General features: G+C 42.7%; 29 protein-coding genes. 27 read left to right on the top strand and 2 right to left on the bottom strand.

Annotated elements, in window-relative coordinates; all coding sequences use genetic code 11:
- Positions 1–28: 28 nt before the first annotated feature.
- The 24 genes from LJ658_RS10125 (at position 29) to LJ658_RS10015 (ending at position 20,143) form a co-directional block, all read left to right on the top strand.
- Positions 29–1,771: a tetratricopeptide repeat protein gene (locus LJ658_RS10125; protein WP_230546384.1), complete on the top strand. Its 1,743-nt coding sequence runs from the start codon at positions 29–31 to the stop codon at positions 1,769–1,771.
- Positions 1,772–1,852: 81 nt separating this feature from the next.
- Positions 1,853–2,224, top strand: a complete 372-nt coding sequence (locus tag LJ658_RS10120; protein ID WP_230546383.1) for an NADH-quinone oxidoreductase subunit A — start codon at positions 1,853–1,855, stop codon at positions 2,222–2,224.
- A gap of 224 nt (positions 2,225–2,448) precedes the next feature.
- Complete coding sequence (locus LJ658_RS10115; RefSeq protein WP_230546382.1) at positions 2,449–2,991, top strand: NADH-quinone oxidoreductase subunit B; 543 nt, start codon at positions 2,449–2,451, stop codon at positions 2,989–2,991.
- Positions 2,991–3,494: an NADH-quinone oxidoreductase subunit C gene (locus LJ658_RS10110; RefSeq protein ID WP_230546381.1), complete on the top strand. Its 504-nt coding sequence runs from the start codon at positions 2,991–2,993 to the stop codon at positions 3,492–3,494. Before LJ658_RS10115 ends, LJ658_RS10110 begins: the two co-directional genes overlap by 1 nt.
- Before the next feature lie 3 nt (positions 3,495–3,497).
- On the top strand, positions 3,498–4,709 hold the full coding sequence (locus LJ658_RS10105) for an NADH-quinone oxidoreductase subunit D (RefSeq protein ID WP_230546380.1): 1,212 nt from the start codon (positions 3,498–3,500) through the stop codon (positions 4,707–4,709).
- Positions 4,702–5,226 carry an NAD(P)H-dependent oxidoreductase subunit E gene (gene nuoE / locus LJ658_RS10100; RefSeq protein WP_230546379.1) on the top strand — a complete coding sequence of 175 codons (525 nt, stop codon included), beginning with the start codon at positions 4,702–4,704 and terminating at the stop codon, positions 5,224–5,226. Before LJ658_RS10105 ends, nuoE begins: the two co-directional genes overlap by 8 nt.
- 12 nt (positions 5,227–5,238) lie before the next feature.
- Positions 5,239–5,418 (top strand): hypothetical protein, encoded by a 180-nt coding sequence (locus LJ658_RS10095; protein WP_230546378.1) that lies wholly within the window; start codon positions 5,239–5,241, stop codon positions 5,416–5,418.
- A gap of 4 nt (positions 5,419–5,422) precedes the next feature.
- Positions 5,423–5,608 carry a hypothetical protein gene (locus tag LJ658_RS10090; protein ID WP_230546377.1) on the top strand — a complete coding sequence of 62 codons (186 nt, stop codon included), beginning with the start codon at positions 5,423–5,425 and terminating at the stop codon, positions 5,606–5,608.
- A 2-nt stretch (positions 5,609–5,610) separates the two neighbouring features.
- A complete protein-coding gene (gene nuoF / locus LJ658_RS10085) occupies positions 5,611–6,969 on the top strand; it encodes an NADH-quinone oxidoreductase subunit NuoF (RefSeq protein WP_230546376.1) in 1,359 nt (452 codons plus the stop codon).
- Positions 6,970–7,119: 150 nt separating this feature from the next.
- Positions 7,120–7,251: a four helix bundle protein gene (locus LJ658_RS20550; protein ID WP_370632962.1), complete on the top strand. Its 132-nt coding sequence runs from the start codon at positions 7,120–7,122 to the stop codon at positions 7,249–7,251.
- A gap of 147 nt (positions 7,252–7,398) precedes the next feature.
- Positions 7,399–8,394, top strand: coding sequence for a 2Fe-2S iron-sulfur cluster-binding protein (locus tag LJ658_RS10080; protein WP_230546375.1), 996 nt, complete (start codon positions 7,399–7,401; stop codon positions 8,392–8,394).
- Positions 8,394–9,428 (top strand): NADH-quinone oxidoreductase subunit NuoH, encoded by a 1,035-nt coding sequence (gene nuoH / locus LJ658_RS10075; protein WP_230546374.1) that lies wholly within the window; start codon positions 8,394–8,396, stop codon positions 9,426–9,428. The genes LJ658_RS10080 and nuoH overlap by 1 nt, the downstream gene beginning before the upstream one ends.
- Position 9,429: 1 nt before the next feature.
- Positions 9,430–9,927 carry an NADH-quinone oxidoreductase subunit I gene (locus LJ658_RS10070; RefSeq protein ID WP_230546373.1) on the top strand — a complete coding sequence of 166 codons (498 nt, stop codon included), beginning with the start codon at positions 9,430–9,432 and terminating at the stop codon, positions 9,925–9,927.
- 62 nt (positions 9,928–9,989) lie between these two features.
- Positions 9,990–10,487, top strand: coding sequence for an NADH-quinone oxidoreductase subunit J (locus LJ658_RS10065; protein WP_230546372.1), 498 nt, complete (start codon positions 9,990–9,992; stop codon positions 10,485–10,487).
- A gap of 2 nt (positions 10,488–10,489) precedes the next feature.
- Positions 10,490–10,810 carry an NADH-quinone oxidoreductase subunit NuoK gene (gene nuoK, locus LJ658_RS10060; protein ID WP_230546371.1) on the top strand — a complete coding sequence of 107 codons (321 nt, stop codon included), beginning with the start codon at positions 10,490–10,492 and terminating at the stop codon, positions 10,808–10,810.
- Between the two features lie 98 nt (positions 10,811–10,908).
- The gene (gene nuoL, locus LJ658_RS10055; RefSeq protein WP_230546370.1) at positions 10,909–12,813 is read left to right on the top strand and encodes an NADH-quinone oxidoreductase subunit L; all 1,905 of its coding nucleotides are present in this window, start codon (positions 10,909–10,911) and stop codon (positions 12,811–12,813) included.
- A 1-nt stretch (position 12,814) separates the two neighbouring features.
- Positions 12,815–14,275 (top strand): NuoM family protein, encoded by a 1,461-nt coding sequence (locus LJ658_RS10050; RefSeq protein ID WP_230546369.1) that lies wholly within the window; start codon positions 12,815–12,817, stop codon positions 14,273–14,275.
- A 2-nt stretch (positions 14,276–14,277) separates the two neighbouring features.
- Positions 14,278–15,654 (top strand): NADH-quinone oxidoreductase subunit N, encoded by a 1,377-nt coding sequence (locus tag LJ658_RS10045; protein WP_230546368.1) that lies wholly within the window; start codon positions 14,278–14,280, stop codon positions 15,652–15,654.
- Positions 15,655–15,712: 58 nt separating this feature from the next.
- Positions 15,713–16,345, top strand: a complete 633-nt coding sequence (locus LJ658_RS10040; protein WP_230546367.1) for a DedA family protein — start codon at positions 15,713–15,715, stop codon at positions 16,343–16,345.
- 17 nt (positions 16,346–16,362) lie between these two features.
- A complete protein-coding gene (locus LJ658_RS10035) occupies positions 16,363–16,908 on the top strand; it encodes an inorganic diphosphatase (RefSeq protein WP_230546366.1) in 546 nt (181 codons plus the stop codon).
- A 7-nt stretch (positions 16,909–16,915) separates the two neighbouring features.
- Positions 16,916–18,256, top strand: a complete 1,341-nt coding sequence (locus LJ658_RS10030; protein WP_230546365.1) for a hemolysin family protein — start codon at positions 16,916–16,918, stop codon at positions 18,254–18,256.
- A gap of 11 nt (positions 18,257–18,267) precedes the next feature.
- On the top strand, positions 18,268–18,975 hold the full coding sequence (locus LJ658_RS10025; RefSeq protein ID WP_230546364.1) for a 16S rRNA (uracil(1498)-N(3))-methyltransferase: 708 nt from the start codon (positions 18,268–18,270) through the stop codon (positions 18,973–18,975).
- A complete protein-coding gene (locus tag LJ658_RS10020; RefSeq protein ID WP_230546363.1) occupies positions 18,976–19,638 on the top strand; it encodes a DUF4159 domain-containing protein in 663 nt (220 codons plus the stop codon).
- A 4-nt stretch (positions 19,639–19,642) separates the two neighbouring features.
- Positions 19,643–20,143 carry an acetyl-CoA carboxylase biotin carboxyl carrier protein subunit gene (locus LJ658_RS10015; protein WP_230546362.1) on the top strand — a complete coding sequence of 167 codons (501 nt, stop codon included), beginning with the start codon at positions 19,643–19,645 and terminating at the stop codon, positions 20,141–20,143.
- A 58-nt stretch (positions 20,144–20,201) separates the two neighbouring features.
- Here LJ658_RS10015 and LJ658_RS10010 read toward each other — a convergent pair whose 3' ends face one another.
- Complete coding sequence (locus tag LJ658_RS10010; RefSeq protein ID WP_230546361.1) at positions 20,202–21,776, bottom strand: SUMF1/EgtB/PvdO family nonheme iron enzyme; 1,575 nt, start codon at positions 21,774–21,776, stop codon at positions 20,202–20,204.
- Between the two features lie 223 nt (positions 21,777–21,999).
- Between LJ658_RS10010 and porV the strand changes: the two genes are divergently transcribed.
- Positions 22,000–23,169: a type IX secretion system outer membrane channel protein PorV gene (porV, locus tag LJ658_RS10005; RefSeq protein WP_230546360.1), complete on the top strand. Its 1,170-nt coding sequence runs from the start codon at positions 22,000–22,002 to the stop codon at positions 23,167–23,169.
- Positions 23,169–23,672, top strand: coding sequence for a 2-C-methyl-D-erythritol 2,4-cyclodiphosphate synthase (gene ispF / locus LJ658_RS10000; protein WP_230546359.1), 504 nt, complete (start codon positions 23,169–23,171; stop codon positions 23,670–23,672). Before porV ends, ispF begins: the two co-directional genes overlap by 1 nt.
- Positions 23,673–23,957: 285 nt before the next feature.
- On the opposite strand, the gene LJ658_RS09995 is transcribed toward ispF, so the two are convergent.
- Positions 23,958–24,866, bottom strand: coding sequence for a metallophosphoesterase (locus LJ658_RS09995; RefSeq protein ID WP_230546358.1), 909 nt, complete (start codon positions 24,864–24,866; stop codon positions 23,958–23,960).
- A gap of 409 nt (positions 24,867–25,275) precedes the next feature.
- On the opposite strand from LJ658_RS09995, the gene LJ658_RS09990 reads away from it, so the two are divergent.
- Entirely contained in the window at positions 25,276–25,878 is a 603-nt protein-coding gene (locus LJ658_RS09990; protein WP_230546357.1) for a hypothetical protein, read from the top strand.
- The last annotated feature ends 111 nt before the right edge of the window (positions 25,879–25,989 follow it).

Here is a 25,989-nt window from a genome sequence, read left to right as displayed (position 1 = left end):
CATATATCTAACTAAAATTATAACAAGCATGAAAATGATCAGTAAAATAGCTAAGGTAGCATTCGGGCTGGTATTTATCGGATCAGCAGTTTTTGGGCAAAGTCTTGCTGACGCTAAGAAAGCTATTGATGCCGAGCAATATCAGAAAGCAAAGGGAATGCTTAAAAACCTAACGGTTACACAGCCAACCAACGATGAAAATCTTTTTTTCCTTGGCTGGGTATATTTAATTCAGGATTATCCTGATTCTGCAAAAACTGCCTTTACCAAAGGTATAGCGGTTGATGCAAAATCAGCTTTAAACTATGTGGGCCTTGGTGCTGTTGCACTTTCAGCAAACGATAATTCAGGTGCCACTTCAAACTTTAATACGGCGCTTTCACTTGCCGGTAAAAAAGACGATCAACCTTATTTATATATTGGTAAGGCCTATTTATTAGATGCTAAGGACGGAAAGTTCCCGCCTGCCAAAGCTAATGCCGCTATTGATGCATTAACTAAGGCTAAAACGGTAAATCCTAAAGATGCAGAGGTACAAGTTGTATTGGGTAACGCTTACCGTTCGCAGTTAAACAGTAACTCGGCTTATGATGCCTATCAGGCAGCTTTGGCCCTTGACCCAAAATCGCCGGCAGCAAACGTAGCAACCGGTGTATTGTGGAGATATGCGGATAATTTTGAAGATTCAGAAAAACAATTCCAGGCAGCTATAGCTATCGATCCAAATTATGGACCGGCTTACCGCGAATTGGCTGAAACTCAAAAAACCGAGGCTCAGTCTAACATTAAAGTGGCCTCAGTTAAAATTAAAGAAGCGGTTGGAAACTATAAAAAGTTTTTAAGCTTAACTGACGAGTCAGTAGAGTCATTATTACGCTACGCGGATTTCCTGGTAAACGCAGGTGATTACGTAACCTTGCAGGAAGTTGCCACCAAATTATCAAAAGATGCTTCGGTTAATGAGCGTATATATCGTTATTTAGGTTATGCGGCTTATGAAAATAAAGATTACCCGGCGGGTTTATCTGCGTTGAATAACTGGTTTGCCAAAGCAACACCTGCCCGTATTTTACCACGTGATTATGCCTATTTAGGCCGCTTGCAAGTTGCAACAGGCGATACGGTAAAAGGCGTTGCAAATCTTAAAAAATCAGCAGAGCTGGATTCTTCAAAAGCAGAAGATACTTACAGAGAAATAGCTACGATGTATAGTGGCAAGAAAAAATGGCTTGATGCGGCAAAAGCTTATGACGAATTGATTAGCAAGACTCATGGTAAGCCACTTTTGTTGGAGCATTTTTATGAAGGATACTATTATTACTATTCTTTCAATTCTAAAAATCCTGATTCTACTTTATTGGTGAAAGCCGATTCTGCAATGAGCTATGTTATCAAGATAGCTACAAAACCTATCCCGGAAACATTTTTAACCCGCGGCAGGATTGCAGATTTAAGGGATAATCCTGATTTGAGTAAAATGCAGGGTTATGCCAAGCCATTTTATGATAAATATATTGAAGTGGTAACTGCACTGGGAGATGCTGCTACAGCCGCTCAAAAAAGAGGTTTGGCAGAGGCTTACGCTTACGAAGGCAACTACGCGGTGTATCATGATAAAGACGATGCAAAGGCACAGGAAGCCTTTACAAAAGCTAAAGAAATAGATCCGAACAACAAACAGGCGGCATTTTATTTCGATAAGAAAAACGGACCGGCTACGCCGACACCGCCGGCAACACCAGCCAAACCAAAAAAGACCGGGACTAAATAAGTTCACAGCTAAATAACATTTAATAAAAAAGGCCTCAATTGAGGCCTTTTTTATTAATCCGTCATTTGTATATTTGCACCCATGGAAGTACAAAGTTTACCGGTTAATTATTTGCCTATCATTTTTCAAATGATAGTAGCTATAGGTTTTGTGGTGGGTACCATGTTTGTAACACACAAAATAGGCCCCAAGCGCGTAACTAAAGATAAATTAACACCATTTGAGTCGGGTATTGAAGTTATAGGTAACGCCCGCACACCCATCTCAATTAAATATTTTTTGGTGGCTATCCTGTTTGTCCTGTTTGATGTTGAGGTGATATTTATGTATCCCTGGGCAGTGAATTTTAAGGAGTTGGGCATGAATGGTATGCTGGAAATGTTCATTTTTATGGGTACCCTGCTGTTGGGCTTTATTTATATCATAAAAAAAGGCGCTTTAAACTGGGATTAGTGCCAATATTGTAATATTAAGCTCTTTTAAAGCTTTAACGATAACCCCGCGTTTAAGCTTAACAATTAACTGATTTTTAACGTAGCTTGTAACTACAAGCTGATTTGTTTAGAATTATTCTAAATATATTTCCGGGCGTTATAGTGTATCAAATACAAGGTTTTTATCATAAATTTGCGCTGTCTATCTACCTTTTTGGATAGAGATTTGTAGTAATAGATTTCATGAGTGATATTCAAATAGTTGGTGCTCCTGCCGGTGTAGAGGGATCAGGATTTTTTGCTACTTCGCTGGATAAAGCGGTAGGGTTAGCCCGTGCAAATTCATTATGGCCATTGCCTTTTGCAACATCATGCTGCGGTATTGAGTTTATGGCCACCATGGCTTCGCATTATGATTTATCAAGATTTGGTGCAGAGCGTTTAAGCTTTTCGCCACGCCAGGCAGATCTGTTGATGGTTATGGGTACCATAGCCAAGAAAATGGGGCCGGTGCTGCGCCAGGTTTACCTGCAAATGGCCGAGCCGCGCTGGGTAATGGCTGTTGGCGCCTGTGCGTCAAGTGGTGGTATATTTGATACCTATTCTGTTTTACAGGGCATAGATGAAATTATACCGGTTGATGTTTACGTACCGGGATGCCCGCCAAGGCCGGAAGCTATCATTGACGGCTTTATGCATATCCAGGAATTGGTTAAGACAGAATCATTACGCAGGCGCAACGAGCCTGAGTACCAAAAACTATTAGCTTCATACGGAATTCAGTAATGGGTAAAATAACTAACGAAGAGCTTTTAAAAAGCATCAATAGTAAATTTGAAGGACAAGTAACTGTAGCAGGTGAGCCTTATGGTTTGTTAACTATAGAAACCAGCCCCGAAAACATCATAGCGCTTTTAAGCTTTATAAAAACAGACCCTGCACTGCAATTTATCTATTTAACCGATATTACCGCGGTACACTATCCTGAACAGGAAAAAACTATAGGTGTAATTTATCATATCCACAGCCTGGTAAATAATGTGCGTATACGTATAAAAGTGTTTATTGACGGCGATAACTGCCATATCCCTACAGCTACAACTTTATGGGAGGGCGCTAACTGGATGGAACGCGAAACTTATGACCTTTTTGGGGTGATATTTGACGGCCACCCTGATTTACGCAGAATATTAAATGTTGACGACATGACGGCTTTCCCGATGAGAAAAGAGTTCCCGCTGGAAGACCCTAACCGTGTTGATAAAAAAGATTATTTTTTCGGAAGATAGCAAATGCAGAACCATCCCGTATATACAGATAACGATCCGCAGAGCGAAAATTCAACCCTGAATTTGGGCCCGACCCACCCGGCAACGCACGGTGTATTCCAAAACGTACTGCAATTAGATGGCGAACGAATTGTTAGCGGGGTATCCACCATTGGTTACATTCACCGCGCTTTCGAGAAAATTGCCGAACACCGCCCGTTTTACCAGATCACACCGTTAACAGACCGTTTAAATTATTGCTCATCGCCCATCAATAACATGGGCTGGCACATGACGGTTGAAAAACTATTAGGCATCACCACCCCAAAGCGTGTGGATTACCTGCGTGTAATTGTGATGGAGCTGGCCCGGATTTCGGACCATATTATCTGTAACGGTGTATTGGGTGTTGATACCGGCGCATTTACAGGTTTCCTGTACATGATGGAGTATCGCGAAGCCATATATGAAATTTATGAAGAAGTTTGCGGCTCACGCCTTACTACCAACATCGGTCGGATAGGTGGTTTTGAGCGTAACTTCAATACCATAGCTTTTGACAAGTTGCGCAAGTTTTTAAAAGACTTCCCGCCGGTGTTAAAAGAATTTGAATCATTATTTAACCGTAACCGCATCTTTGTTGATCGTACCCGGGACGTAGCGGCAGTTACTGCCGAGGAAGCATTAGCCTATAGCTGGAGCGGCCCGCTATTACGCGCTGCCGGCGTTGATTATGACGTTAGGGCTATGAACCCGTACTCATCATACGAAGATTTTGACTTTGAAGTACCCGTTGGCGACAATGGTGATGTTTACAGCCGCTTCCTGGTACGTAACGAAGAAATGAAACAAAGCCTGCGCATAATTGAGCAAGCCTTGGTAAAGCTGGAAAAAGAACCAACCGACATTTTCCACGCTGATGTGCCCGAATTTTATCTGCCTCCAAAAGAAGAGGTTTATAATAACATGGAAGCGCTGATCTATCACTTCAAAATTGTGATGGGCGAGATCCCTACCCCCAATACCGAAGTATATCACTCGGTTGAGGGTGCTAACGGCGAGTTGGGTTTTTACCTGATCAATGATGGTGGCCGCTCGCCATACCGTTTGCATTTCCGCAGGCCAAGTTTTATTAATTATCAGATGTACGCCCCGATGAGTAAGGGCATGTTATTGTCTGACGCGATTATTAACATGAGTAGTTTAAACGTTATAGCCGGAGAATTAGATGCTTAGAGTTGAAGATACCGAACAAGTTCCGGTTGAGTTTTCAGCCGCGCTAATAGCTCAGTTTGCTGATGTGGTAAGCCGTTATCCCGAAGGGAAACAAAAATCGGCCCTTTTACCAATTTTGCACCTGGTACAAGCCGAATTTGGCTGGACCAGCCCGCAGGCAATGGATAAAGTTGCCGAATATCTACAACTGCAGCCCATCGAAGTTTATGAGGTGGCCTCATTTTACAGCATGTACTTTTTGCGCCCACAGGGTAAATATGTGTTAGAAGTTTGCCGTACCGGGCCATGCTGCCTGGTAGGTGCCGAAAAAATAATGGACCATATTGAGCAGCAACTGGGTGTTAAGGAAGGCGAAGTTACTGCTGACGGCTTGTTTAGCTGGCGCGGGGTTGAGTGTTTAGCCGCCTGCGGTTTTGCGCCTGTGCTGCAAATAGGCCCTGAATATACTTTTTACGAAAAGCTAACCAATGAATCTGTAGATCAATTAATAGCAGATTTAAAGGCCAGGGGAAAATAAATTACAGATGGAATGGACAATGCAAATTTGATAATTGGAGATTCATTATTTGCATTAGGTTTAATTTTAGTATTTGTAACAGGCGGATTAAAAGAGAATGGGATTATACTGGTGCCGCTGCTGGTAGTAGCATTTGCCAGCTGTGTGGTAAGACATATTAATTATTATAACGAAACCGGGAGATATTTTTAAGCTGATGACACCAAGAACGATGATGATAATAAGGGATGTAATGTATACAATACTGGTAGTATTGTTATTATTACCGTTAAGCCCTGTACCATTATCACTTACCGTACGGATACTGATAGCCGTTTTGGCTATTGCTACACGGGTTTGGCAGCACATTAACTATTACAAAGCAACCGGTAAAATATACTAAGGATGGGACGCAAATTACTATTAGAACATATTAACGTACCCGGCATCAATACTTTTGATGTTTATCGCCAAAAAGGCGGCTATGCATCGGTAGAGAAAGCTTTAAAGACACTTACGCCCGATGAAGTGGTGGAAGAAGTTAAAAAATCGGGCTTGCGTGGCCGTGGTGGCGCGGGTTTTCCTACCGGGATGAAATGGGGCTTTCTGGCTAAGCCTGAAGGTGTTGCCCGTTACCTGGTTTGTAACGCTGATGAGTCTGAACCCGGGACATTTAAAGACCGTTACCTGATGACCCATATCCCTCACTTATTGATTGAGGGGATGATTGTAGGTAGTTATGCCCTGGGTGCAAAAACATCCTATATCTACGTTCGCGGCGAAATGATGCCACAGATCAGGATCCTTGAAAGGGCAATCGCCGAAGCTAAAGCTGCCGGTTTCCTTGGAAAAAATATATTGGGCAGCGGTTATGACCTGGAGCTGTACGTACAACCTGGTGGTGGTGCCTACATCTGCGGCGAAGAAACCGCACTTTTAGAATCACTGGAAGGCAAACGTGGTAACCCGCGTATTAAACCGCCATTCCCGGCTATCGCCGGTTTATATGGCTGCCCAACGGTAGTTAATAACGTGGAGTCAATTGCTGCTGTGGTGCCTATCATTAACGAAGGCGGCGAAGAGTATGCTAAAATAGGTATCGGCCGTAGTACCGGTACCAAATTAATATCAGCAGGCGGTAACGTGGCTAAACCGGGCGTTTATGAAATTGACCTTGGCCTGCCGGTTGAAGAATTTTTATACAGCGACGAATATTGCGGTGGTATAGCCAATGGCAAACGCTTAAAAGCGGTTGTTGCGGGTGGTTCATCGGTGCCAATTTTACCGGCTAACCTTTTCTTTAAAACAGCAGCCGGCGATGCACGCCTGATGAGCTATGAGTCTTTATCAGAGGGTGGATTTGTTAGCGGCAGTATGATGGGATCGGGTGGTTTTATTGCTTTTGATGAAGATCAGTGTATTGTTAGAAATACCTGGAACTTTGCCCGTTTTTATCACCACGAAAGCTGCGGACAATGTTCGCCCTGCCGCGAAGGTACCGGCTGGATGGAGAAAGTATTGCACCGTTTAGAGAACGGTCATGGCAGCATGAGCGATATGGACCTGTTGGTTGATGTAGCTAAAAAGATTGAAGGCAATACCATTTGTCCGCTGGGTGATGCGGCAGCCTGGCCGGTGGCCAGCGCAATACGCCATTTCAGGGACGAGTTTGAGTGGCACGTGTCGCATCCGAATGATGCAATGACAAGGAATTACGGAATAGCACATTATGCTGATCCGTTGCCTGCGCCGGTGGCCGGTTAATTAAAAAGTAAAAATTCAAAATTTGAATGATAAGCCGTATGATATTAAGCACTGATGCTACCAGTTTTCGAAAGAAATTGTGCTCTTTATCTCAGCAGCTAAATATGAAAGAATATACTTTTCGATTTTTGACCAGCTTCTAAGACTTCGATTGGAGCAAATATAGTTGAGGCGAAAGCAGGAAGCTCGCCTAAGGATTTTAGGAATTTTTATACAATAGCCCTAAAGTCAGCAAACGAAACCAAATATTGGCTTTGTTTAGTAAGATACAGTACTGATTGAAGAAAAAGATCAGATCAATAAATTAATAACAGAGGCGGATGAGCTTTCAAAGATCATCGCTTCAATAATAATTAGTTTAAAAAGTAATTTAAGTTAGTCACTTCAATAAGCAGTTTTGACTTTTGAATTTTTAATTTTGACTTAATAATGAAGGTTACAATAGACGGAATATCAGTAGAAGTACCAGACGGAACATCCATCCTAAACGCCGCAAGGATAATAGGTGGTGATATTGTGCCGCCTGCTATGTGCTATTATTCTAAACTGGCCGGTAGTGGTGGTAAATGCCGTACCTGTTTGGTAAAAGTTAGCAAAGGATCAGAAAAAGACCCGCGCCCTATGCCTAAACTGGTGGCGTCATGCCGTACCAACGTAATGGACGGTATGGAAGTGCAAAACATTACCTCGCCCGAAGTGATCGAGGCGCGTAAAGGCATAGTGGAGATGTTATTGATTAACCACCCGTTGGATTGCCCTGTTTGCGACCAGGCAGGCGAATGCCACCTGCAGGACCTGGCTTTTGAGCATGGTGTTGCTAAAACCCGTTACGAGTTTGACCGCCGTACGTTTAACCGTATAGATATTGGCGATAAGATCCAGTTGCACATGACACGTTGCATCCTTTGTTACCGTTGTGTATATGTTGCCGATCAGATCACCGACCACCGGATCCACGGTATCCTGAACAGGGGCGACCTCTCTGAAATATCAACTTATATCCAGGCTGCTGTTGACAATGATTTCTCAGGCAACGTTATTGATGTTTGCCCGGTAGGTGCGTTAACTGATAGGACCTTCCGCTTTAAAAACCGGGTTTGGTTTACCAAACCGGTTGAGGCTCACCGCGATTGCGACCACGAAAAGTGTAATGGCAAGGTAACTCTTTGGTATAAAGGCGATGACGTTTTACGCGTTACGGCACGTAAAGATGTTTATGGCGAGGTGGAAGAGTTTATTTGCAATACCTGCCGTTTTGAGAAAAAGAGAACTGCCGACTGGATTATTGAAGGCCCGCGCAAAGTATCGCACCACTCTGTAATCAGCTCAAATCATTATGATTTTACGCCGCTGCCGGTTGTTAAAACTAACCCGATGCTGCAGGAAGCCAACAAAGAACAATTTGAACGCGAAACACGCTTATAATGGAATTAGCAGAAATAGGAATTAAATTTGCGCTGGTAACTATCATTTTTGCCATAAGTTTGGTAATAGCAATGTACTCTACCTATGCCGAACGTAAAATAGCGGCGTTTTTTCAGGACAGGATCGGTCCTAACCGAGCCGGCCCCTGGGGTATTTTACAACCCCTTGCCGACGGCGGTAAAATGTTTTTAAAAGAAGAGATCATCCCAACTAATGCCAGCGGTTTCCTGTTTATAGTAGGCCCTTCATTGGCAATTATGACCGCCTGTATAGGTTCGGCGGTTATCCCCTGGGGGCAAAAGCTGGTCATCGGCTCGCACGTTATTGATCTGCAGGTTGCAGACATCAATGTGGGGATTCTTTACATATTCGGGGTGGTATCATTAGGCGTTTATGGCGTAATGATAGGCGGCTGGGCATCCAACAATAAATACTCTTTATTGGGTGCTATCCGCGCTGCCTCACAAAATATCAGTTATGAAATTTCAATGGGTCTATCCATCATAGCTTTACTATTGGTTACCGGTACCTTAAGCTTACGCCAGATTGCCGAACAGCAGCATAGCTGGCACTGGAATATTATATACCAGCCTGTTGGCTTTATCCTGTTCCTGGTTTGTGCTTTTGCCGAAACTAACCGCACACCGTTTGACTTGCCTGAGTGCGAAACCGAGCTTGTTGGTGGTTACCATACCGAATATTCATCCATGAAGCTGGGCTTTTACCTGTTTGCCGAATATATTAACATGTTTATTTCGTCGGCAGTAATGGTTACACTTTACTGGGGGGCTTATAACTATCCGTTTATGGATTGGATGGCCGCTCATATCGGTACCAATGGTGCGGTGATACTGGGTGTTGTTTTAATGTTTGCGAAGATATTTTTATTTATATTCTTCTTTATGTGGGTACGCTGGACAATCCCGCGTTTCCGTTATGACCAATTAATGGACCTGGGTTGGAAAGTTCTAATCCCGCTGGCCATTGCCAATATTGTTGTCACCGGTATTGTTATTACTTTAATTAACAGATAAGATGGAACCGCTAAGTAATAAAAGAAAAGTAGTTGAAAATAAGCCCCTGAATTTTTTAGAGCGCGCTTATCTGCCCGCAATTTTGCAGGGTTTGGCAATTACCATGAAACACTTTTTCAGAAAGCCGGTTACGATCAGCTATCCGGAAGAGAAGCGTGAGTTTTCTGAAAACTTCCGCGGCATGCACTCACTTAAGCGTGATGAGAACGGTAAGGAGCGTTGCACCGCCTGCGGTTTGTGCGCACTATCATGCCCCGCAGAAGCGATCACGATGACCGCTGCGGAGCGTCAGCCGGGAGAAGAGAACCTTTATCGCGAAGAAAAATATGCTGCAGTTTACGAGATTAATATGCTGCGTTGCATTTTTTGCGGTTTATGTGAAGAGGCCTGCCCTAAAGAAGCTATCTATTTAGATGGCGACATAGTGCCGTCTGATTATTTAAGAAAAGATTTTATATACGGCAAAGACAAATTAGTTGAGGCGCCGTTAAATCAATAAAGAAGTTTTATACCTTTGCCCAACTCTTTTTTAGGGGGCAAAATGTTTTGTAATAGTTAACCATGAATACATTTTACTTCATTGCGTTTTTGTCCGTATTCTTTTCCATTTTGGTAATTACTGCCAAAAATCCGGTGCATAGCATACTTTACCTGATATTAACGTTCTTCACGTTCACTATTCACTATATTTTATTGAACGCGCAGTTTCTGGCGATTGTTAACTTTATTGTGTACATGGGTGCCATACTGGTACTCTTTTTATACACGCTGATGTTAATGAATTTAAATAAGGAATCTGAACAGCCCAAATCAAACCTGATAAAAATTGCCGCGGTAATTGGCGGCGGTTGTTTTTTGGTGACTATAGTGGCATCATTAAGAGCGTTAGGGGCATCAAGCCCGGTGGTACTTAAAGATCCGGGCCTGGGCCTGGTGAAAAATTTAGGAAAAACATTGTTTAACGAATATTTACTGCCGTTTGAGGTATCATCGGTATTGCTGTTATCGGCAATGGTTGGTGCCGTATTACTGGCTACTAAAGATCCAAAAACAACATAATTATGGTAGCTACACTACAATCAATCCCGCTTAACGCTTACATATTGTTAAGCTCGGTTATATTCTCAATAGGGGTTATCGGGGTATTGGTACGCCGTAATGCCATCGTGATATTTATGTCGGTTGAGCTGATGCTTAACGCGGTAAACCTGTTGTTAACGGCATTTTCAGTTTACCTGGGCGATGCGAGCGGACAGGTTTTTGTGTTTTTTATTATGGCGCTGGCCGCCGCCGAAGTAGCAATCGGCCTGGCTATCATCGTCATGATCTATCGCAATACCAACTCGATAGATATTAATGTGCTGAACAGATTGAAATGGTAGATTGATTTCGGATTTCGAATGTTCGATTTCGGATTTGAATTAATTAAATAATAAAGAAAAACGTACAACGTACAGCGTAAAACGTACGACTTAACAAAATGGATAAATACATCTGGCTTATTCCTTTATTACCGTTAGCCGGTTTCGTTATTAACGGCCTTGGCCGCAATACACTTTCAAAAAGCGCCGTAGGCTTCATTGGCAGCTTCCTGGTGCTGCTGTCATTCGGGCTTAGCGTTGGTGCATTTTTACAAATCAAATCAACCGGGCATCCTATTAATGTCGATCTGTTTACGTGGTTCGCTGTGGGTAAGCTGCAGGTTAATTTTGCTTTTTTGGTTGATCAGTTGAGTTCGATCATGTTGCTGATCATCACCGGAGTAGGCTTCCTGATCCACCTGTACTCCATAGGCTATATGCATGATGATGAAGGCTTTGGTAAGTTCTTTTCTTATCTTAACCTGTTTGTGTTCTTTATGCTTTTATTGGTATTAGGATCAAACTACCTGGTTATGTTTATTGGCTGGGAAGGCGTGGGGCTTTGCTCTTACCTGTTGATCGGTTTCTGGTACACCAACCCAAGTTATGCTGATGCCGCCAAAAAGGCCTTCATTATGAACCGTATCGGTGACCTTGGCTTTTTAATCGGCATATTCCTGATTTTCAATACTTTTGATAGTATCGCTTACGCGGATGTATTTAAACGTGCCGCTTACGTACATGATGCACCGTTTGTATTGATAACATTAATGTTATTTGTTGGCGCGGTAGGTAAATCGGCACAATTACCGTTGTTTACCTGGCTGCCTGACGCAATGGCCGGCCCAACCCCGGTATCGGCATTAATACACGCTGCCACCATGGTTACTGCAGGTATCTATATGATTGCGCGCTCAAATATCCTGTTTACTATGGCCCCCGAGACTATGGAGGTTATTGCTGTTATAGGTTTATTAACGGCAGCATTTGCAGCATTGATAGCCTTAACGCAAACTGATATCAAGAAGGTACTGGCTTATTCAACCGTATCACAACTGGGCTATATGTTTTTAGGCTTAGGCGTTGGCGCTTATACCGGGGCATTCTTTCACCTGTTAACACACGCTTTCTTTAAAGCCTTATTATTCCTGGGTGCGGGTTCTGTAATCCATGCCATGGGCGGCGAGCAGGATATGCGCAAAATGGGCGGGTTAAGCGGCAAGATCAAAATTACTTTTGTTACCATGCTTATTGGTACCATCGCTATTGCAGGTATCCCGCCATTTTCAGGGTTCTTTTCAAAGGATGAAATTTTGGCTGCAGCCTATGCGCACAGCACGGTATTTTATGTAGTGGGTGTTATTACCGCTATGTTAACCTCTTTCTACATGTTCAGGATGATGTACCTTACTTTCTGGGGCAAATTCCGCGGTACGCATGAGCAGGAACATCATTTACATGAGTCGCCGCTAAGCATTACGGCTCCGCTGATCGTGTTGGCCATATTGTCGGCAGTTGGCGGTGCCATTGGCGTGCCTGCTGTTATGGGCGGCCATCATGAACTGGGTGCTTACCTTGCGCCGGTTTTTGAAGCATCGCATAAAATATTGGGCGAGCATGAGTTAAGCGCAGGTACAGAATGGGCTTTAATGGGCACATCAGTATTAGGTGCATTGATCGCTATGGTTTATGCCTATATAAAATATGTTAAAAACGCCAGGGTTCCTGTTGAGGATGCCGGAGAGCGCTCTATACTCACCAGCCTGTCATACAACAAGTTTTATATTGATGAGATCTATGATTTCCTGATCCGTAAGCCATTGGATGCGTTATCCGGGTTTTTCTACAATGTGGTGGAACGTTTGGGTATTGACGGATTAGTGAACGGGATAGGTAAGGGTACAATTGAATCAAGCAAGGGCCTGCGTTTGCTTCAAACGGGTAATGTCGGGTTTTACATATTTATGATGGTTGCTGGCATTGTTGCCATTTTACTATATAGTTTAAAATTGTTTACAATATAAAATGACGGTTAGTATATTAATATTTTTGCCGGTAATTGCGGCGCTTGCTGTGCTTCTTTTTAAGAACGAAACAGCTAAACACGCTGCGCTTTTTTTCTCTGTTATTGAACTGGCAATTGCAGGCGTTTTTTTAGCAAACTTTATACCTGATGCCAGCTCGCAGTTTGGCGTTGACGTTCCCTGGATACCCAAATTAGGTATTTACTTTAGCGCCGGTATTGATGGTATAAGTATGATAATGGTACTGCTTACTACGGTGCTGGTACCGCTGATTATTTTAACTACGTATAAACATCAATATAAAAATGCCAATGCTTTTTACGCGTTAATATTATTTATGCAGGCCGGCATGCTGGTTGTTTTTACCGCGCTGGATGGTTTCCTGTTTTATGTAGGCTGGGAAGCTGCTTTGATACCAATTTACTTTATCTGCTCACTTTGGGGCGGCGAAAACCGGATCCGTATCACCATCAAATTTTTCATCTATACCTTTGCCGGTTCGTTATTTATGCTGCTGGGCATCATATTTTTATATATCCAGTCGCCGGCTCAAACTTATGATATCCGGAATTTTTACGATAGCGGCCAAACCATAGCGCGCCACCAGGGGATTATATTCTGGGCGTTCTTCCTGGCGTTTGCTATTAAGATGCCGTTGTTCCCGTTCCATACCTGGCAACCGGACACTTATACCGAAGCACCTAACGCCGGTACCATGATGCTATCGGGCATTATGTTAAAAATGGGGGTTTATGGTGTTATCAGGTGGTTGATCCCTATTACACCAATGGCCATGATCACCTGGCAAAACGTAGCTATTATACTTTCTGTAATAGGTATTGTTTACGCATCGGTAATTGCATTTACCCAAACAGACGGTAAGCGCCTGGTGGCTTATTCATCCATAGCACACGTTGGCTTGATATCCGCCGGTATTTTTGCCTGGAACACGCAGGGTGTACAGGGCAGCATGATACAAATGCTTAGCCACGGTATTAATGTTGTTGGTATGTTCTTTATCTGGGACATCATCAGCACCAGGTTGGGTACACGCAACATCAGCCAGTTAGGCGGCATTGCAAAAGTGGCCCCGCAGTTTTCAATCGCTTTTTTAATTATCGTGCTGGGCACGGTTGCCCTGCCGTTAACCAACGGTTTTATTGGCGAGTTTTTATTATTAAACAGTGTTTATCAATATAACATCTGGATTGCTGCTGTCGCGGGCTTAACCATTATTTTTGGCGCCGTATATATGCTGCGCATGTACAAAAATGTAATGCAGGGCCCAACCAATGAATTAACTGCTGTATTTGCAGATATCCATGGGTCAGAAAAAATAGCATTGGGCATTATCTGTTTGTTAATAATTGGTTTAGGTATATATCCGCAGCCTATACTACACATATCTGCTGCCGCGGTTGAGAATTTGGTACACACTGCAAAATTATCAGGTAAGTTTTAATCATGAATACGCTAATAATCATATCTGTTTTACCTATAGTGCTTTTGTATTTAGGTCTGTATAAAATGCAAAAAGTTTTGTTGCCGGTAACCATCGTTGGGTTACTTGTTGCATTAGGTTTAGCAATAAACGAGTGGAACACCGGCGCAGTGCCCATATATCATGACATGATGCTGTTCAACAATTTCTCGGTTGCATTTTCATCAGTTGCCATTATATCAACTATCCTGATACTTCTGCTGTCAAAAGGCTATTTCGAAAAAATAAGCAGTCACATTGCCGAGTACTACGCCATTATTTTGTTCTCCCTGGCGGGGATCATCGTCATGGTGTCTTACTATAACCTTACCATGTTGTTTATCGGCATCGAGATCATGTCGGTAAGCTTGTACATATTGGCCGGTATTAAAAAGAATGACTTTGCTTCAAACGAAGCTGCCCTGAAATACTTTTTAATGGGTGCCTTTTCGACCGGCTTTTTGCTGTTCGGTTTTACTTTAATTTATGGCTCAACAGGTTCATTCAGTTTGTTTGGTATCCAGAAATGGGTATTAGATCATCCTACCATTTCGCCCATGCTGTGCACCGGCGTAATATTGGTGATAGTGGGCCTGTGCTTTAAAGTGGGTGTAGCGCCTTTTCACTTCTGGACACCTGATGTATACGAAGGCTCGCCATCCTTGATAACTGCGTTCATGTCGACAGTTTCAAAAACTGCCAGCTTTGCTGCTTTTTTACGCTTGTTTATTACCTGTTTCCCGCTGTTAACCAATATCTGGGCGCCGGGACTTATCATAATCGCCATCATCACCCTGTTCATCGGTAATATCACAGCGCTTTACCAGCAAAGCTTTAAGCGCATGCTGGCTTACTCAAGTATCTCGCATGCGGGCTATTTGTTATTTGCAATATTAGCCCTGGGCGCAAGTTCTGCGAATACGATATTCATGTATGCAACCGCTTATTCGGTTGCGTCAATCGCAGCTTTTGGCGCTTTAATATTGGTACAGCAAGAAACCAACAGCGACAGTTTTGACAGCTTTAACGGCCTTGGCAAAAAGAACCCGTTTTTGGCTTTTGTGTTAACCGTAGCTATGCTATCATTAGCGGGTATACCACTTACTGCAGGCTTTATAGGTAAGTTCTTTGCTTTTAATATAGTGCTGGGCCAGTACCATATTGCATTGGCTGTTATTGCGGTGATAAATGCTATTATCAGCATATTCTATTACTTCAGGGTTATTGTTGCGATGTATTTCCGCAGCGCAGACCGCAATCAGATTGCAGTATCACCCTATTATGTTTTTGTATTGGGTTTTGCTGCTTTGGCTACCATCGTTATAGGCGTATATCCGCAATTGATAAACGGGCTCATTTAATGAGCTGTCTTAATCTCAAAAGTTTAATTTAATATTTGTAGTTTTACAAATATAGTGAATGGAAAATTTTTGGGAACACCTGCAAAATTTAACGGACGCTCAATCCATTTTAAGTAAGGGAGGGTTTTACTTCCTGCTTATTGTAGTTTTTGCTGAAACGGGTCTTTTTTTCGGTTTTTTTTTACCGGGTGATTATTTATTATTCATGGCGGGCTTGTTATGCTCATCCGGGATGATCGATGTATCACTGAGTACCCTCTTGCTTTCAATAATAGCGGCAGGTATTTTAGGCAACTACACCGGTTACTGGTTTGGTTACCGAACGGGGCCGGTGCTATTCAGTAAAAACGATTCACTGTTCTTTAAAAAACGTTACATCGTCATAGCAGAAGAATTTTATGCCAAGTATGGTGGCATGGCATTAGTTTTAGGCAGATTTTTCCCTATTATAAGAACTTTTGCCCCTATCTTTGCAGGTGTGGTAAAGGTAGACTTTAAAAAGTTTACTATTTATAATTTGGCAGGGAGCATAGCCTGGGTAAACACATTTGTTTTATCAGGCTATTTTTTGGGTAGAAGGTACCCGCAGTTAAAAGATTACCTGCAATATGTGGTAATAGGATTAATAATAATTACAACAATTCCGCTTGTTTTTGCTTTCTTAAAAAAGCGATTAATTAAAAGCGACTAATAACAATAATAATATAAATGAGTACACAACATCCATGGCACCAGGTTTCACCGGGTGATAACGTTCCTGAAGTAGTAAATGCAATTATTGAGATCCCAAAAGGTTCAAAAGCAAAGTATGAAATTGATAAAGATTCGGGCTTGCTAAAACTTGACCGCGTATTGTTTTCATCCGTAATGTATCCGGCTAATTATGGTTTTATACCACAAACTTATTGCGATGATAAAGATCCGTTAGACATATTGGTACTTTGCTCAATTGATGTTTTCCCGATGTCGATAATTGAAGCCAAGGTTATCGGCGTAATGCATATGGTTGATAATGGTGAGCAGGATGATAAAATTATTGCGGTAGCAAACAACGATATGTCAGTAAATTATATCAATGATTTAAATGAACTGCCACCGCACGCCATGAAAGAAATAGTGCGTTTTTTTAAAGATTACAAGGCACTTGAAGACAAAAAGGTTACTATCGAGCATATGCTGGGCAAAAAATATGCCCACAAAGTAATTAATGAAAGTTTAGAACTATATAAGTCTACTTTTCCTGTTTACCAATAATTAATTGATGGACCCAGATATTACCGTTAACGGATACTATATACTACTTACCTTTTTCCTGGTTCTTTTAAATGGATTTTTTGTGGCCGCGGAATTTGCACTGGTACGTGTGCGCGGTTCGCAAATCGAGTTAAAAGCCAAGTCAGGCAGCCGTATTGCTAAAGTAACCCGTGGTATCATGGCCAATTTAGATGGCTACCTGGCGGCTACGCAACTGGGCATAACCATAGCTTCGCTTGGATTGGGTGTTATAGGCGAAGGTGTTTTTAGCAATGTGGTTTTACACGGCTTCCGTTCTATCGGGGTGGCTATAACTTCCAGCGGTATTATTACCGCAAGCCATGTTATCGCCTTTATAATTATAACTATATTAAGCATAGTTTTTGGCGAACTGGCACCTAAAACGCTTGCTATTCAACGGTCGGTACGTACGGCACTGGCAGTATCTGCGCCTTTACGGATCTTTTTTATTGTTTTCAGACCCATTATTTGGGTACTGAACAGGCTGGCCAATTTATTATTGAAGCTGATAGGCATAAACATTATTCCCGGTCATGAGGCGCACCATAGTTCGGAAGAGTTACAATACCTGTTAGAACAGGGTAAAGAAACGGGCGCTATCGACTCGAACGAGCACGAATTGATCCAAAATGTATTTGAGTTTAATGAGCGCGTGGTTAAAAATATCATGGTGCCCCGTACCAAAATATCCGGGATTGAGGTAAGTACCGGTAAAGACGAACTGCTTAATATCCTGATAACCGAAGGCTATTCGCGCCTGCCCGTTTATGACGAGGTTATAGATAAGATTGTAGGCATTGTACACGCCAAAGATATTTTGCCTTTACTGGCCCATAACGAGGAGATCATTTTAAAAGACATTATCCGCAAACCATACTTTATCCCCGAAACCAAAAAGATCAATGATCTGATGGCCGAGCTGCAGCAAAAACGTATCCAGATAGCCATCGTGTCCGACGAGTTTGGCGGTACGGCAGGTATGGTAACCCTGGAAGATATTGTGGAAGAACTGGTAGGTGAGATCCAGGACGAATATGATGAAGAAAAACCAATTGTTGAAGCACTGAACGACCGTGAATTTATTGTAAACGCGCTTGCGCCGATATACGACGTAAACGGCCACCTGCCGCATGATTTGCCAGAGGACGGAGATTTTGATACGGTATCAGGCTGGCTGGGTGATATCTTTGGTAAGATCCCTGACGTGGGCGAGCAGAAAGAATCAAACGGATACAACATTACGGTACTGAAAAAATCCGATCAGAATATTGAATCGGTTAAGCTGGAGTTATTGCTAAATGAAGAAGATACAGTAGATTTACATTAATCTGTCTGCTAATGCATCTTTTTTACACGCCGGACATAGCACCCTCACACCCCCAATACTTTCTTAGTGAAGAAGAAAGCAAACATGCCATCCGGGTTTTACGCCTGGAAGCCGGTGCCGAGGTACAGCTGATAGATGGCTGCGGCGGTTTATATACTGCCCAAATCAAAGACGCGCACCCTAAAAGAACGATCCTGCAGATAACCAATGTGGTAACTGGTTACAACAAACGGAATCATTACCTGCATATTGCCATCGCCCCGACAAAGAACCTGGACAGGCTGGAATGGTTCCTTGAAAAAGCTACCGAGATCGGCATTGACGAAATATCCCTGATCATCTGCCAGCGGTCTGAACGTAAAGAAGCTAAAACCGAACGTTTAACCAAGATCATAACAGCCGCCATAAAGCAATCGCTTAAAGCATATCACCCCGTTTTAAATGAGCCAACTGCCCTGAACAAATTTTTGGCGCAACCGTTTGACGGGCAGAAATACATTGCCCATTGCGAGCCTGGCGAAAAAACAAGCCTGAGTGCCCATTTGCAAAAGCAGGGCAGGTATCTGATATTAATTGGCCCCGAAGGCGATTTTTCGCCTGCCGAAATTGATGCCGCTTTGCATAATGGATATAAAGCCATAACTTTAGGTGAAAGCAGGCTGCGCACCGAGACCGCCGGCCTGGAAGCTTGCTTTGAAGTGAACTTTTTAAACAGGTAAATGAAGAAGACCGTCCTTATGTTTTGCGCAGGCGTTTTGCTGCTGATCGTAAGCAGCTTTAATGCGCCGACCTATAAAATGGCCAAGCTCAAATATAGCGGTGGGGGCGATTGGTATGGCGACCGCACGGCCCTGCCCAATTTGATCAAATTTTGCAATCAAAACTTAAAAACCAATTTCCAGGCTGATGATGACATTGTTGAGCCGGGAAGCGCCCAGTTGTTTAACTATCCGTTTGTTTTTATGACCGGGCATGGTAATGTTATTTTCTCAGACCAGGAAGCCGGCAACCTGCGCAAGTATTTAACCGGCGGGGGCTTTTTGCATATTGATGATAATTATGGGCTGGATAAATTTATCCGCCCGCAAATGAAAAAAGTATTCCCTGAACTTGATTTTGTGGAATTGCCGGTTAATTATCCAATCTACCGTCAAAAATATCCGTTTCCCAACGGCCTCCCTAAGATCCATGAGCATGATGGTAAGCGCCCGCAAGGGTTTGGGCTGATATATAAGGGCCGCCTGGTTTGTTTTTACACCTATGAGTGCGATCTGGGCAATGGTTGGGAGGATTATGGAACCTATGCCGGCGATACCCAGGAAAATCGCTTAAAAGCGCTTAAAATGGGTGCTAATCTTATTCAATACATCTTCACGCAATAATATTATGTACCAGTTAAAGATAAACGGCAAGTTTGACTATACTCTTAATAAGAATGGTGACGGCGTAACGTTAAATGATGAACAGATAACTGCTGATATCAAACAGCTCAGCCCGTCTGCCTGGCATATTATTGATCAGTTAAGATCATACAACGCCGAGGTTATAGCGTTTGACAAAGCATCAAAAACGGCGCAGATCAGGGTGAACAATAATATCTACAACATCAGCGCAAAAGATCAGTTTGATCTATTGCTTGAAAAAATGGGCCTGACCGGTTTATCGGGTTCCAAAATAAGTGAGCTTAAGGCGCCTATGCCCGGTATGGTATTAAAAGTTTTTGTTACAGAAGGCATGGCTATACAAAAAGGCGACAGCCTGTTTATCCTTGAAGCCATGAAGATGGAGAACATTATCAAATCGCCGGTTAATACCGAAATCAGATCGATCAAAATAAAGCCCGGGGATAAGGTGGAAAAAGGGCAGATCCTGTTGCAGTTTACATAAAAAAAGAGCGGCCTGAATTATTTTCAGGCCGCTCTTTTTTTATGTAGCTGGTATCAGCTTATTTAGCTTTCTTAACGCTAAAGTGTGGTTTGCCTCCGGGGTGTATTTCAGGTGCACCAACTAAATCCATTGCGCAACGGAAACCAACTTCGGCACTTGCATCGTCCTCATTCATAAAACGGCGGGTTGCAGGGTTTAGCCAGTAAGCCAGGTCATTCCATGAACCGCCTTTGTACACTTTAGAATGGTTGCTCACCAACGTAGTTGTACCATATAAACTGGTGTTTACTGTATCAAGGAAACCGCGGGCATCTGCATTGTAAGCTTTGCCGGCCAAAGGATCTTTAGACGGAGCTGCCGGTGTGGCAGCCGCTGTTTGCGAAGCGATTAACTCGGCATAAGTCATTTTTTTTGCCGATTTCGCCGGATCTTTGATTGGGCGGCCATATTTGTCTTTAGCATATTTGCCGGTAGCCGGGTCAGCTAAGCGTTTGTCAGTAAACTCATTACCACGGAAAGGGTTAAAGTCATCCACATCTTCGAAGCTCATTTGGCGGTAGGTATCCTGTACCCACTCATTAACGTTACCTGCCATATTATACAAACCAAAATCATTTGGCTGGTATGAACGTGTAGGAGCGGTGATAAAGGCTTTATCATTTAAGTAACCGCCAACACCGCCGTTGTCACCGGCGCCACGTTTAAAGTTAGCCAGGATAAGGCCACGGGTGGCTTTTTTTGCAGAGCGCACACCTAAGCCGTTCCACGGATATATTTTACCGTCGGTTATGTTTTCAAACTGGGTATTACCGGCAAGCGCCAGCGCAGCGTATTCCCATTCGGCCTCGGTAGGTAAGCGGTAGGCCGGTTTTAAAATTCCATCTTCAACAGTTACCGGTCTGACAGCTTTCTTACTGCCGGCAGCAGGTTTTCCATTTAAATCAGCGGTCATTTTTTTACCGTCTATACCTGCACCTCTAAATTGATTGTTTAGATACATATCTGTATTAAACGGTACTTTTTGCGCATTGGCAGCCGCTGCGCCTGCTGTAGCTTTTGCAGCGCGGGGGTTAATAATTTTACCCTGACTTTGTAAAATAAATTCGTTCATCCGGTCGGTACGCCAAACACAATAATCCTGTGCCTGGTCCCAGGTAACACCTACTACAGGATAATCCTGGAAAGCAGGGTGACGCAGGTAGTTACTTACATAAGGCTCATTATAGGATAAAGGCCTGCGCCATACCAGGGTATCAGGCAGTGCGTTATAATACAATTCGTGATCTGTAGGGAATGTCGCACTAATCCAGTGTAAGTAATCCAGCCAATCCTGGTTAGCTACTTCTGTCTCATCCATATAAAAAGCAGGGATAGTTACCCTTTTGCGCACATTGTTATACTCAAAGTTAATATCCTGGTCTGCACTGCCGCCTAATACAAATGTACCGCCTTCAATTGCTACCAGTCCCGGTCCCGGTGCCGGGTGGGTTTGTCTGAATTTTTGGTAACCATATTTTTTATCATTATACGGTATACCGGTTTTCTGCGACTTTGGGTGCTTGTTAAAAAAACAACTGCTCAACAACGTTGCAATCACCAGCACTATAGCAGTGTTAGTAAAAAGTATTTTCATATTTTTACAATTATATATACGGGTAAATTTATAAATTTTTTTAATTAAAATACTAAAGTTAATCGGGTGTTGAATAAACAATTTAGCACGTTTGATCTTTTAACGTAAAAACTAATATTTGTGTTACGTATAAGGTAACTTTTAATTTAAAAAACTTGTACAGCCTTGTAACCAAAACACATAATTAGCCTATATTTATCCAATTAATAAAACCGACCGGACAATGAAGTTCTATTACAGTAAGATCTCTGTTATATATTTAATAATCTTATCGCCTTTATTTGCCCTTGCTCAAACCAGTACAAACGGTAGTAATAATTCAAAATCAATACCCACTGCAGTACCCTTTTTAAATATATCACCCGATTCACGTTCAGGATCAATGGGAGAGGCCGGCGTGGCTTTATCGCCGGATGTAAATGCAAACTTCTGGAACCCGTCAAAACTTGCTTTTTTAGACAGCGCCAGTAACAGCGTAGCTTTATCCTACAGCCCATGGTTGCGCCACCTGGTGCCTGACGTTAGTTTATCCTACTTAAGTTTCGCGCATAAGCTGGATAACAGGAATACTATAGGAGCGTCATTGCGTTATTTTAACTTGGGTTCTATCCAGCTGGTTGATGCCAATCAAAACGACCAGGGTACCTATCGTCCCAGCGAATTCTCAATCGACGGATCATTTGCCCGTAAGTTCGGCAATAATTTCTCACTTGGTTTAACTTTGCGATATATCCATTCAAACCTGTCCAACCAGTCATTTGCGTCAGGCTCAAGCCAGCAAACCAAAGCCGGTAACGCGGTAGCTGCCGACGTATCTATGTACCATACCAATACCTATCAGCAATTTGGCAAGGACGCTACTTTAAGTTACGGGATCAATATCTCAAACATAGGCTCAAAGGTTAGCTACTCGGACGTTGGGCCCTCCTACTTTTTACCAACCAACTTAAAAATAGGCGCTGCCAATACGTTAAACATCGATGAGTTTAACCAGTTAACGTTTACGCTGGACCTGAACAAACTATTGGTGCCGACACCGCCCATCAGAGATGCCAACGGCAATATCATTAAAGGGAAAGATGATAATATCTCTGTTCCGGCTGCACTTTTCGGGTCGTTTGCTGATGCGCCGGGCGGTTTTAGTGAGGAGATAAAAGAGGTTACTTTTTCGCCTGGTATCGAGTATGTGTATGATCAGCAGTTTGCTATACGCGGAGGCTACTTTTATGAAAATGCCGCTAAAGGCGGGCGCCAATACCTTACGCTTGGTTTAGGGCTTAAATATGATATTTATAAGTTTGACTTTTCATACCTGGCTGCCAGCCAGCAAAACAGCCCGCTGGCCAACACCTTAAGATTCACCTTGTCATTAAACTTCGGAGCTAAAAAATAATGGGGAAAATAAGAGTAGGTTTTGGCTTTGATGTCCATCAATTAAAAGAGCACCATCCGTTTGTTTTAGGGGGCGTAGACCTGGAACACCATGCCGGGGCCTTTGGCCACTCGGATGCCGACGTGTTGCTGCACGCCATTTGCGATGCTTTACTGGGCGCCGCCAACCTGCGCGATATAGGGTTCCATTTTTCAAACACAGACGACCGCTGGAAAGGTATCAGCAGTTTAAAGCTATTACAACATGTAATGGTATTACTGCGCGAAAAAGGCTGGGAGATAGGCAATATCGACGCCATGGTATGCCTGGAAGCACCCAAGATCAATCCGCATATCCCTGCCATGAAAATCCATATAGCGGCTGCTGCGGGCATCACCGAGGATGATATCTCGATCAAAGCTACCACCAACGAAAAACTTGGCTTTATAGGCCGCGAAGAAGGCGTTGTTGCTTACGCGGTTTGTTTGATAGAGAAGATCGCAGAGATCAGGCCGGTCCTTTAGCAAAAACACCCCGTTTTTATTGTGAAGTGATCCACATTTAAATGCGGATCACCCGGATCGCATTTTCGGGCTAACTTATTGCAAATAAATAGTTTAAGCTTTTTGGTGGATCACTTTGAATCACCCTTATTCGTCAGTATCCTTAAGTATATTCGTTAATTAATCTATTGATCGTCAACTAATTAAAAATCGGTCTTTTTTTCCGCTTTTTTAATGGGTGGATCACCTTTTGCACTGACAATAAGCCCGCACGCCAGCTATTGACTAACAGCGACCTTGATAAGACTATCCCAAATAATTTATATATTTTTCGTCAAAGCTTCCGTCAGCATACAGATCAATTAACCCATAGCCCGGCGCTGTTTCGCGCTTGTTGCCTTCCCACCAGGCGCCGCTTACCGCGCCATTGCAAATGTAGGTTACGTTGTTATAGACAACTTTATCGCGCAGGTGGATGTGCCCGCTTAAGCAAAGCTTTACACTGGGGTGTTTATAAAAAAGATTGATGATTTTAGCGGTATCTGTATGCATATCGCCGCCCAGCATTTGCCATTTGTTAACGATATTATCTTCTATCATCAGCACAGCGGTAAGAATAGGGATATGCGATAGTACCAATACGGGCATCTTCGGGTCGGTTGATTGTAATTCGTTCTCCAGCCAGGCAAATTGCTCGTCGCCCAGCTTACCTATGTACCAGGTATTGTCTATGTCCAGGTGCACGCTATCCAACAGGATGAACTTCCAGCCGTTTTGCGTAAAACTGTAATAAGGCTTACTTAACTGTAACTGATCAAGCGAATATTGCTTGCCGTAGGCAGACTGCCCCTTGTTGTTCTCATACCACCAGATATCATGATTGCCCAAGCAATAATGCGTTGGTATGCTGCACTCGTTTTTCAGGATGCTTTTGGTTAACTGCCACTGCCGGTCTATAGCGTTGATATTTTCTTTATTCATATCAAATACGATATCACCGCCGTTTAAAATCAGATCAGGTTTGGGGTTTTGCTGCTGCAGGTGATGAAGGCATTTAACATATTTAGCCGGTGCGCCAAACTCATCTTTCAAATGCACATCTGTAAGGTGTGCCAGCCGCAACACCGGCTTTGCTTTAGCCGCACTCATACCCATACCCAGGCCTGGTACCAGTAAAAGGCCGCCGATGTTTTTTAATGCTGATCTTCTTTCCATGGTTATATCTTAGCTACTTATAATACCAACCTGTTTCGCCCGTGATAGTTAGTGCGGCAAATAGCCGGCAAATAAATTCGGACTAAAGATAAGGGCATTGCATTAGTTTATTGCTAATAAATGGTTATGGTTGTTATAAGTTATTGGTTATTAGTATGATGATGCAGTATTTATATTTAGGAGATATAATTTCCTATTTATCATTAATATTTCTAATTAGAATAATAATTTAACCATAGTGATCTTTTTACTATACGTAATGACCTTATTTTAAAGTTTAATTTTTGCGATAATGGTAAAATAAAGGCGTGGCAGATACGGATATGGCAAAAATAAAGTGTAATTAAATTTATATGGTAATAGTGTTTTGTTTTAACGCGTGGCGCATGAATGTTGCAGATGTCGAGATATGAAAAAAACATTTATGATTTATTTATTGCCCGCTATTGTTGGCGTGGCCGGATTAGCAGGTTGTCAATTACAAGGTGTTTCGCCGACAACAAAAACTAATGAGGATACCTCTATATACCACGAAACCTTTGTTACCAGCGATCAAACGGTTATGACTTCGGTTAACAATACAACGCTTACAATGGTTTATAATGAAGACATCAGCCTTATTTTCGGCGCAATTGGTTACGATCAGTCGTACGCAGTGCACCTGTACGAGGACTTTAACAGCTCATTACTTCATGGGTTTGATTATACAACTGTTAATGCGGGTGGCGATGTAACCTTTAATTGGGTGGATAATAACCTGAACAATGTAACGTTGAAAACCGTTACGGACACTACCATCAACGGTAAAGCCATGGTTAAAGTAAATGTAAAAAGGCCGTTTACGTTTGTTAAAACTTATGCTGATGTGCAATCGGCACTTGATGAGCAGCAAATCCTTTTAAACCGGACCGCCGATAAGGTCAATTTCTCATCGAATATATATTTCGGTTCTAATTTTCAGAACTATACCACCAGTGCCAAAATAGTTTATAAATCTCAAACAGTAAAATAACTTATCAGCATTTTATCGGGAAATATCCCGGAAGCTCCCGGTCGAAAGTCCGGGAGTTTTTTTTGATTTCCGCTATGGTTTTGTTACGGCGTTGTTAGCGCTGATTATGGA

The organism is Mucilaginibacter sp. UR6-11, assembly GCF_020880695.1.
In the GTDB taxonomy this organism is placed as follows: Bacteria; Bacteroidota; Bacteroidia; order Sphingobacteriales; family Sphingobacteriaceae; genus Mucilaginibacter.
The sequence above is the reverse complement of the archived record's forward strand: the minus strand, read 5'-3'. Positions and strand labels throughout refer to the sequence as shown.